The following is a 10,133-nucleotide window of genomic DNA, read 5'->3' as shown; positions in this document are numbered from 1 at the left end:
TCAGCCTACAGAAACTGGTTCAGGATTAATAGGTTCAAGCTTTTTTATTCCTTTGGAAGGTAACTTTTTCACTTTTGAAGGTTTTACATAAAGTAAACTTAATCCTATAAACAGTGGGGTAAGATAAGTCCTCATGGCAGCATGAAAAGTCGTGTATAAAGCAATGATAAAAAAGGCCACCATAATACCTTTTTCCATTGGAGTTTGTTTTTTCAATAATATTTGAAGCAATACATAAAGCAGCAGTACAAAATAAATGAGTCCTAGTAAACCATGCTCGGATAACAATCGGCTCATCTCTACATGAGAAAGGTAGAAATAACTGAAATTACGCATATAGGACGATGCTCCTACACCAACACCTAAAATGGGGGCATCACCCCAAAGCTGCATATCCTCTAAGAAAATCTCCACCCTTCCAGTAGTAATGGAATTAAGGGATTTTTCTTTAGTACCTGCCAACGTTCCTTCTGTTTCACCCAAGTATCTTAAACTCAACAAACCTCCTGTCAAGCTATCTGCCACTTGGAAGGTGATCAAAATCAGAAATATTGAAAGCAAGAATGCCTTTCCCAAATTTGGCAGCTTGAAAAAGGTTTTTTGTTTCTTTGGAGTTTTAATTACAAAGTAAAACAAGATCATAATTCCCAAGGCACCTCCTAGTATTCCACCTCTTGAAAAGGTCAATAAACCTTGGAAGCCAAATAAGAAAAACAACAAAAAGTCAGTTACCCTGTATCCAGTCAAATTCCATTTATTAATAAGGAAAATAAATGAAATAAACATTCCTAACCCCAAAACTGTGGAAACTTGGTTGGATCCTCCTCCTCCACTGGTGGCGAAATTGGCACCCAACGTAAATTCCAACTCATTATAGGATGGGGTTTTAAAAATTGTCGAAGCCAGAATTGCAATTAATGGAAGTATGCTTATCCTTAATAAGCGGATCAATTGAATTTTGGTAATGGACTTACCGTAAAAAAGCCAAATTGCCATGGCTACATTGATCGGTCCCATTAAGTTAAAAATCAATGAACTTCTGTTGACCTCCCCTGATAGATCGAAAAACGCAGAAGGGAGCAGCACCAAAACCATCACAAGCCCTATATGGTTTTTGGTTTTAAACTTATATATCCCAATACAAAGCATAAGAAATAGCAGGTATTTCCCTAATTCATAAGGAATAAAAGGGGAAGTCTGAGACATCCTTGCCAACAGCTCAAAAGATGTTAAGTAGGCAATAAACAGGCAAAAAGGGAAGATGGATTTACTTTTGATAACAACATAAAATGAAGTCGCAAACACCAAATAAAACCAAGCAATCAGTCCCCAGGGAGTAATCGATGATAGGATCCCCAAAAATATATGGATCAAAACCCATGCAAATCGCGATTTAGAGGTGATAATTCGCTTAATCATACAAGCTGAGGGTTAACCACTTGAGGTTCAAAATCTGGTAAAGCAATTGGTAAATATTTCTTAAAAAAATTCAAAGGACCAAAGTTTGCTTCTGTCTGTTTTTGAAACTGATATCCACGCTGTAGGGCCTTTGGATAATTATTGAAAATAGTTAGAATTGATTCATGGAGCTTTTCCGGAGATTTAGATGGGATCAATTCACCGTATAAGCCATTTTCTAAGACATCAGCACATTGACCTACATTTGTCGCAATGGTAGGCAAAGCCCCCATTCCATATTCCAAAAGGGCAACAGGTAAGCCTTCGGATTCCGAACTCAAAATCCCCAAATGTGCCATTTCTATATACGGAGTGACATTCACAACTGGTCCTACAATCTCTATTTGCTCCTGTAATCCTAGCGCCTCTATTTCCTCCTTGACTTGAGTCAACCAATCTTTCTCTACAAACTCTCCAAGCAAATACACTTTAAAATCTCCTATTTTTTCTTTTAATCCGGTAAGAGACCTTATCAGTGTTATCTGATCCTTTTGCCTTCTAAAATTCGCAATATTGATGATTTTGAATCTACCGTCCAGTTTCCTTTTGGGAACTGCTTTAAGTTTACCTGAAAAATTCTCGATGAAATAAGTAGAACCTGACATCCTTGGAAATCTTAACTTCCAATAGGATTCAATTTTCTCATTAACAGAAATGATCAAATCCACCGAAGAAATAAGATAATCCATTTCTTTTCTCGGATGTTGATCCAGCTGCTCACTCATTCCAAAGTGATCATGCCAAATTAATTTGGTTTTGGGGAGAAACTTCTTGAGCAAAGCCCCCCAAAAAATAGATGTTTGATGGACATGAAGTACATCAGGAGCTTCTTTTTTCAATAAGCTCAAAATCCTAAAGAAGGTAAAAACATCCAGTTTCCCTTTCTTGTTGAATATGAATTTCTTTACAGAAGGAAACAAATATTCTTCAAGCCCCCCGGATTCTCTTGTAACGATCAATCCACTCTCCACTCCAATTTCAGTTAAGCCATTAGCAATATTTACTGACATTCTCTCAGTTCCTCCCATACTTAGGGAATCAACCAATTGAAAAATCTTAGGCTTATTTGAGCTATTTATACTCATTAATTTGATTTCGCAATCACTACTAAGCTAAACCCAAAGATTTTGGAATATAACCATGGATTCAGAGCCACCATTCCCCTTTTTATTGGAGAAAAAAGTTTTTGAAGGACTGTTTCATTATTTGAGGGAGCTTTGATTGTCTCTCTGGAAAAATCATAATCCAAAATCTGTAAACCTGCCATGGTAATCATATTCAAGGCAGAGTTTACATCCAAAAATATCAAATGTCCAGGATTCTGGATTTTTTGTCTTTGAAGGTTTCTAAAATTCACACTTAAGCAATCATCCAATGGAATATGAAAGGCTATAATCTTTCCTTTCTTAGAGACATTTTTGATAAAATCTATCGGATCAATCACGTGTTCAAACACATCAGTTAAGGTAATCAAGTCTGCATTGGTTCCTATTTCCACAAAATCCCCGTGTTCGAAGGAAACATGATCCACCTTCATATCATTTACATGAGGGGACACATCATATCCTTTGACTTCATGGATAGGATTACCTTTTTGGGAGAATGCTTCCGAAATCCCGAGTAAAACTCCCCCTGCACCACAGCCTACATCAGCGTAGGAATTCACTCTTATATCAGCTTGGTCTAAAATAGGATTCAGTAACCTTAGAATCGCACTGACTTTAAAATCAGAATCTTCTAAGTGCCGCTTTGTATCAGAAAAATAGGTTCCCTCTTTATACATTATTAATTAACTTCTTTATTTCCAGTTCAAAACTTTCCTTGGTAAAAGCTTTGGACCATTCTTTTGAATTTTTGGACTTTCTAAAAAAATCCTCTGGATTTGTCAAATAATTGTTGATTCTCTCTACTACTTTAATTGGATCTTTACCTACCAAGTCACCCCGCTCCCCGTTCGCCAACATAAATGGAACGCAAGATACAGGAGTTGTAATGGGTAGACAACCAAAATACATGGATTCGGCTACAACTTTAGGCCATCCTTCACTTTCCGATAAAAATATTAAAAAGTGAGATTGTTTGTACTTATTCTTCAATCGCTCACTACCCAAATTCCCACAAAGTTCCACTTCCTCTTCCAGACCATTTTCTTGTATATATTGACGAAGGAGGGGCATCTGATCCCCCTCTCCACAGAAGGTTAATTTAAAATCTACATTCTGCAATTTTAGAATATTAGCTACTTCTGCTACCATAAGCGGATTTTTTCCGGGAACCAGTGCACCCACAAAAAGTAATTGAAGTTTGATCCCTTTATTTAGAGGCTCTCTGTAGTCCTCTTGTGATTCATTCTGACTATACGAGAAAGTGAAAAAAGGGACAATATTCTGACTTTGGTTAGGCCATTTCCCATAAACCAACACCTTCATGTTTTTTGCAAACCTTGGATTGGAAACCAATCGCTGCTGGAGCTTATAAGTATAGGGCTGATCACTTTCAGGGTCCCAATTTCCAGCATATTTGGCTGTTTTGGCTTTGGAAGGGAAAAAGTACTGAAGAGCTGCTCCTGCCAACCCCATATTTCCAGGGCATCTCAAATGAATATGCTGAGTTGATCCCATCGCTTGAAGCATTTTAGCAACGATTACAGGTAAGGAAAACAAGGTTAAGACTTTTCCTTTCCAAGTGGTCAAATTGATTTCTTGAACAGGAACAAAACGAATATTTTCATGTTCATAGGCAATCTCTATTGGATTCAACTCTCTATCCTCTGATAAGGGTGCCAGTATGGTAACCGAGGTAAAAAACTTTGTCCAGATATTCATTTCCCTCACATAGGGACCGTAAGCAAAGTATTTACCACCTTTTCGTACATGATGTACATGGGTGAGAATCAAAAAATTCATCCAGCTACTACTTGCCTAAAAAGGTCTATGTTTTTATGCACTAATTTATCTATGGAGAAGCGTTCCAATACATCTTTTCTTGCCGCCTCTGCCATTTTCAGGTTTTGTTCCTTATTCGTAAGCATTTCAGATAAAACCTTCTCCACACTTGCTACATCTCTTGGATCACACAACCTTCCAGTAACTTGATCATTTACTACTTCCGGACCAGGTCCTAAAATTGATCCTAAAAATGCTTTGCCCATACTTAACACCTCAATCCATGCCAAAGGCATTGCTTCCATATGAGATGGATAAGCACAGATTTCTGCCTCTTCCATGTATTTTGGAAGCTCATGATTTGCCACCGGTCCTAAGAACTTAATAGAATCTTTTACTGAATCTTTAATTTGAGAATCTTTCAAATACTGGATATATGACCTCCCATCCGGGAAAAACCAATCTCTTCCTGCAATATATAGTTCACTCTCAGGAAATTTTTCTTTGATTTTTGGAAAGGCCAAAATCAATTGTCTTACACCTTTCTTTTCACAAACTGTCCCAGCAAAAAATATTCTTCCGGGTACAATCTTCCTCGGATCAGCATGATAAAAATGTTCAAGATTCGCAGGGTTATAAATTACAGGGCCTTTTTTATCTGCAAAATCTAAGTACTTGGCGGTATGATTAATCACATATTCACTCACCCCAAACACCATGTCTGCCTTTTTAAATGAACGCTTCTCCTGAAAGCCTTTCCAAGGGTCTATGGATCTGTTTTCTGATTCGGCAAAGAAATGATGACCTCCATTCATTCGAATTAAATACTTGATGCCAGGAATTTTTTTGATAAATGCCAAACCCAATTCTGTGGACTCAACAATAGATATTGGGTTCTTTTGATGAATTTCCCTAATTTTAGAATTAATCGCTTGAAAAGTCAAATACCAGGTAATCGGTTTCAGTTTTCTGGGCTTAAGTCTAAAAATGTGAACCCCCTCATCAATAGATTCTTCGTATTCATCCGTATAATTCAAGCCTAAAATGGAAACTCGAATGTCATGCTTTACTAGATTCCTGGCCAAAATCTGTAGAAATGTCCCTACTCCTCCGTGGGGGAAACCTTCTTTGGGGTATTCACTGGATAAAAAGCAAATATGCATGATCTAATTTCTGAAGGAATTGATTTGAGTTATTCTTGAACTGCCTCTTTTTCAATAAACATGGATTCCAAAAAAGCAGCAATCTGTGAAAAAGAAGGAGCGTTTTCTTTATTCGTAGCAATTTTATCTCTCCAAAGATGTTTTTGAGTAGAAAACTGATCTGGCTTTTCTAATACTTCATTTAAAAGTGTAGATAAGCTTGATTTTTCCTTTGCAAAAACGACTGCATCCAATCCCTCAAAAGACCTAAAGTGCTGAAATTTATACACTACCTCAGTACTCCAGTTTTTATCTTGTACCGTATCATAGGCCAAAAACACAGTTGGCTTCCCAAAGTAGGCAAAGTCCAACCCAATGGTTGAACCAATATTTACTGAGAATTCACAATGATGGCATAGGTTCATCAATAGTTTCACGTCCTCGAAGAGAGGATAAAATGACATCCAACTGGTTCCTTTTCCCCATTTAGGCGGAATATGAGTAATATTTGAATAGTGATCGAGTACTGATTGATATCGATTTACAGTGCAAACGGGAACCTGCCTAAATAGAATAGACACCTGAGGATTTGAATCCAAGGCGGATGCTACATCTTTCAAATACTCGGGATCATGAGGAGAAGTCAATTCATCGTCACCTGAAAAAAGAATCCATTTCTTTGATGCATCTAGCCCATATCTAGCTGCAAATTCTTCCCTAGACTCCAATAGATTGGACTGAAAATGGAAATCAAATTGCGGAGTACCCACTATAGCGATAGAATTTTCAGGAATTTCCGGGTAATATTCCAAGAGTTCACTTTTCATGTATTCAGACCATACTGCATAAAAGTCCGTACGAATTGGCAACCTTGCTTTTGGGAGATTGTCCCATGAAAATATGGCTGTAACTGTCTTCACTCCCATATCAGCTGCTGCCAAGCAAAGCGGTTCTAAAGTCGCTACCCTTTGATGAGTAATAAAGATCAAATCAGGTTGAATTCTCCTGATATCTGATCTGAATTCCTCGTAGGCTGGGCTACGTCTCCATTTTAATCTATTAGTTTCTTCAAGGTATTTGATGCCATCATAGTTAGATAAGGTAGCACTTGCCAGTTCAGTTGCCTTTTGAAATATACGTTTTAAAGGATTGTTCTTTACCTTAAACCAATTGGTCAAAATTGTTGAATTTTGCTTCAGCCTGGAGTTATGTTTCAGCCTTGCATAAGTAGAAGTTTCTCTCAGAAATTGTTGAAACCTGGATTCAGTTACCTTTCTTAGAGGTTCCTCACTAAATTCAATCCCTCTTTCATTTTTTACATAATTTAAAATCTGAATTTCTAGATTATGCAATAAATGAATCTGAAACCCTTGCTTCTGCAAATGATGAAATAAATCAGAATACAGATAATTTCTGATTCCTACTCCATCTGGGATCACAAATAGAATTTTCTTATTCACTAATTACTTTTTGAACGGATAATGTCCAATAAACTATTCTTAAAGATTTCTTGGCAGGCTTTTTCTTCAAACTCTTCTAAAAAAAGTTCTCTGCTCCTTTTTCCGTGTTCCTTTACTTGATCCGTTTGATCTAAATACTTCTTCATCTTCAAAGACAAAGAAGTTGCGCTGCAATCAACAGGCAATACGTAACCATTTTGATCCTCAAAGACCCTGTTTGGAACATCTCCAACAAGCGTGGTAATAATTGGCTTTCCAGATGCCATTGCTTCCAAGACTACCAATGGTCCTCCTTCAAATGTACTCGTCATCACAAAAACATCCAATTCAGAAAAACAGGTATATCGTTGTTCAAAAGGAAAACTGCCTTTAAAACTAACTTGGTCTTCCAATCCAAATTTTCGCGTAAATGCTTTTAAATTAGTTACTTCAGGACCATCTCCAAACAGTAAAAATTCAAAAATATGACCTTTTTCTTTTAAGATTTTTACAGCTTCTAGAATCACCTGAAGGTTTTTCCCCAAGTCCATTCTACCTACATAACCAAACCTCAATGGACTTTGATTTCCTAGGGGAATTTTCAAAAATTTTTCTTGGCCCAAATAAATCCATTGTTTGATGATCGAATAATCAGCCTTAGGATAATGCTCCAAGAGATAGTCTTCTTTTGCTTTTGCTGAAATCAGGAAAGAACCATTTCCTTCCATCAATCGATAAAATTGATCGTTTTTCGGATGGAAAATCGAAGACTCGTGGTATGTAAATGCCACTTTATTTTGCATACAAACCCTCAAAATATATGGTAATAAACCGGTGGGACTAATTCCCGTGAAGCATAAGTCAATGGTTTTTAACTTTTCATTCAACCATGAATCAAACAACTCAGGAAAATTTCTAAAGCAATTGGCAAGACTCTTTTGAAATTTGAAGCCTGATTTCACCCAAATTTTCAGGAATTTTTTATTGAATACTACCTGCTTTAGCTGAGATAAGTCCCATTCCAACATTGGGAGATTCTCTAATTCCTCTACCTTGAAAGGAGAATAAAAATTAAGGATGGAAACTTCAAATCTAGTATCTGATTGAAGGCATTTTGCAAATCCAATATTCTCCAATTCTTGCCCTCCCGGCCCCAATAGTTCTGGCAAAATGAAAAGAACCTTACAATTTTTGGGCATCAAAAGGTTAATAATATTTTTCCAATTGAGATTTCAAGAATTTCTGAATCCCAATTTGCAAGGAATAAACCATCTTAAGTAAGGACGACTTTGTCCGATGAGCAATTAAAAATTGATGGGTAATAAATCGGTCCCACTCCCCTTTTTGTCCCAAGTATTGCGAGTAAATTTTTAGGCGAGTTGATTGCCTATAAAAAGGGTCGGTAGATCGTAATAAAGAAGTCTCCAATACACGATATTTAACTCCTACTTGAACTAAACCTTTGAAGGAATACTCCTGAGCCATTTTTAAGAACAGATCCAAATCTTCCATCATAGATTCTGGATTATATCCCCCCACTTTTAACGCCAATTCCTTTTTGACCAACACAGTTGGGGCACAGATAAAATAATCCATCAAAAGCATTGGGAATATCATCCCGGAGGGTAATTGAGAAGCTTCAGTCCAACTTCTCTCTTGAAAAAATGTAAGTGCCTTCAAAGACTTACTTTCCTTATCAATCTTCTCTGCATCACAATAGACTACCCCAAGTTTTTGATCAGATTCTTGAAATACTCTTACCTGCTCCTCGATCTTATGAGGCAATAATACATCATCACAGCTTAAAATCTGGTAATATTCACCTTCAACTATTTTCAATGCTTCATTGGCATTCTCGGTAATCTTCTTTGTAGAAGACTGAAAAATAGTTTTGATTTTCACACTAGGATTCCTATTGATCCATTCATTGATTTTGGATACACTTTGATCTTTTGAGAAAGCATCTACAAGAACAATTTCAATATCCGGATAGGTTTGGGCAATGATACTATCGAGCGCTTCTTCCAAAAACTCCTCATGGTTATAAGAAATAGCAATAATACTGACCAGAGGAAGATTTTTTACTTGATTATCCAGGTCGATATTCATTTAATACTCGGATCACTTGATCGACTTCCGCTTCTTCCATTACCGGGCTAATGGGAATACTTAAAATCTCCTCATGGATCTGTTCGGTAATAGGGAGATGAAGCGAAGAATATTCTTGGTAAGCCTCTTGTTTATGAAAAGGAATTGGGTAGTGAATCAAAGTTTGAATTCCCCGTGAATCTGTAAATCCGATTAAATCTTTTCTATTCTTGGATCTGACCACAAAAACATGGAAAACATGATCCAAACTATCAGGTTTGGATTTAGGTAGATTCAAATGGGGATTTTTAATTTCCGTGAGATATCTTTTAGCTATTCTCCTTCTTATTTCATTTTCCTGATCAATGTATTTGAGTTTTACCAGTAAAACTGCTGCCTGAATTTCATCCAATCTGGAATTCACCCCTTGCACTTCATTGAAATATTTCTTTTGGCTGCCATAATTGCCCATGGTTTTAATCATGTTTGCCAATGGTTCGTTGGAAGTGGTCACCGCACCGGCATCTCCTAAAGCTCCCATATTTTTACCTGGGTAGAATGAAAAAGCAGCTGCATCGGAAAGATTCCCTGCCCTTAGACCTCTGTTATCCATCGCTCCATGGGATTGTGCACAATCTTCTACCAACAACAGGTTATTATTGTCAGCTAATTTTTTGAGATCCTCCATCGGACTCAACTGACCGTAAAGATGTACGGCCAAGATTGCTTTTGTCTTACTGGTTATCGCTTTTTTTACAAGGTCTACACTCAAATTATAGGTGTTCTCATCAGGCTCTACAAAAACTGGTACTAAGCCTGAAGCGGTAATAGAAATGATTGAAGCGATATACGTATTGGCTTGCACAATGACTTCATCACCATCTTTAAGTTTTCCTAATTCCTTAAATCCTTTGAAAATCAAAATCAAGGCATCTAATCCATTGGCGACACCTACACATCTTGAAGTCCCACAGTATTCTGCAAAATTCTTTTCAAATTCATCATGAAATTTACCTCTGATATACCAGCCATTTAATAAAACCTGATTTAAAGCTTCTTGAAGTTCAGCTTCATGTGCAAGGTTTATTTTCAGAAGGTCAAGGAATTTTACCATAGATGTC

The 10,133-nt window shown here is 37.0% G+C and carries 9 protein-coding genes; all 9 read right to left on the bottom strand.

Features of this window, described 5'->3' with window-relative positions:
• From AAGF08_RS03880 to AAGF08_RS03840, 9 genes are read right to left on the bottom strand one after another with little or no spacing between them, the layout of a single operon-like run.
• Complete coding sequence (locus AAGF08_RS03880) at positions 1–1,419, bottom strand: hypothetical protein (RefSeq protein WP_343509707.1); 1,419 nt, start codon at positions 1,417–1,419, stop codon at positions 1–3.
• Positions 1,416–2,543: a glycosyltransferase gene (locus AAGF08_RS03875; RefSeq protein WP_343509705.1), complete on the bottom strand. Its 1,128-nt coding sequence runs from the start codon at positions 2,541–2,543 to the stop codon at positions 1,416–1,418. Before AAGF08_RS03875 ends, AAGF08_RS03880 begins: the two co-directional genes overlap by 4 nt.
• Positions 2,543–3,241 carry a methyltransferase domain-containing protein gene (locus AAGF08_RS03870; protein WP_343509704.1) on the bottom strand — a complete coding sequence of 233 codons (699 nt, stop codon included), beginning with the start codon at positions 3,239–3,241 and terminating at the stop codon, positions 2,543–2,545. Before AAGF08_RS03870 ends, AAGF08_RS03875 begins: the two co-directional genes overlap by 1 nt.
• On the bottom strand, positions 3,234–4,364 hold the full coding sequence (locus AAGF08_RS03865) for a glycosyltransferase (RefSeq protein ID WP_343509703.1): 1,131 nt from the start codon (positions 4,362–4,364) through the stop codon (positions 3,234–3,236). The genes AAGF08_RS03870 and AAGF08_RS03865 overlap by 8 nt, the downstream gene beginning before the upstream one ends.
• Positions 4,361–5,506 (bottom strand): glycosyltransferase family 4 protein, encoded by a 1,146-nt coding sequence (locus AAGF08_RS03860; RefSeq protein WP_343509702.1) that lies wholly within the window; start codon positions 5,504–5,506, stop codon positions 4,361–4,363. Before AAGF08_RS03860 ends, AAGF08_RS03865 begins: the two co-directional genes overlap by 4 nt.
• A 29-nt stretch (positions 5,507–5,535) precedes the next feature.
• The gene (locus AAGF08_RS03855; RefSeq protein ID WP_343509701.1) at positions 5,536–6,945 is read right to left on the bottom strand and encodes a hypothetical protein; all 1,410 of its coding nucleotides are present in this window, start codon (positions 6,943–6,945) and stop codon (positions 5,536–5,538) included.
• Positions 6,945–8,123, bottom strand: coding sequence for a glycosyltransferase (locus tag AAGF08_RS03850; protein ID WP_343509700.1), 1,179 nt, complete (start codon positions 8,121–8,123; stop codon positions 6,945–6,947). Before AAGF08_RS03850 ends, AAGF08_RS03855 begins: the two co-directional genes overlap by 1 nt.
• A gap of 7 nt (positions 8,124–8,130) precedes the next feature.
• Complete coding sequence (locus tag AAGF08_RS03845; RefSeq protein WP_343509699.1) at positions 8,131–9,033, bottom strand: glycosyltransferase; 903 nt, start codon at positions 9,031–9,033, stop codon at positions 8,131–8,133.
• On the bottom strand, positions 9,014–10,126 hold the full coding sequence (locus tag AAGF08_RS03840; protein ID WP_343509698.1) for a DegT/DnrJ/EryC1/StrS family aminotransferase: 1,113 nt from the start codon (positions 10,124–10,126) through the stop codon (positions 9,014–9,016). The genes AAGF08_RS03845 and AAGF08_RS03840 overlap by 20 nt, the downstream gene beginning before the upstream one ends.
• Positions 10,127–10,133: the final 7 nt, after the last annotated feature.

Source organism: Algoriphagus sp. SE2 (genome assembly GCF_039563885.1).
In the GTDB taxonomy this organism is placed as follows: domain Bacteria; phylum Bacteroidota; class Bacteroidia; order Cytophagales; family Cyclobacteriaceae; genus Algoriphagus.
Note: the sequence above shows the minus strand (reverse complement) of the source record. Positions and strands in the feature narration are given on the sequence as shown.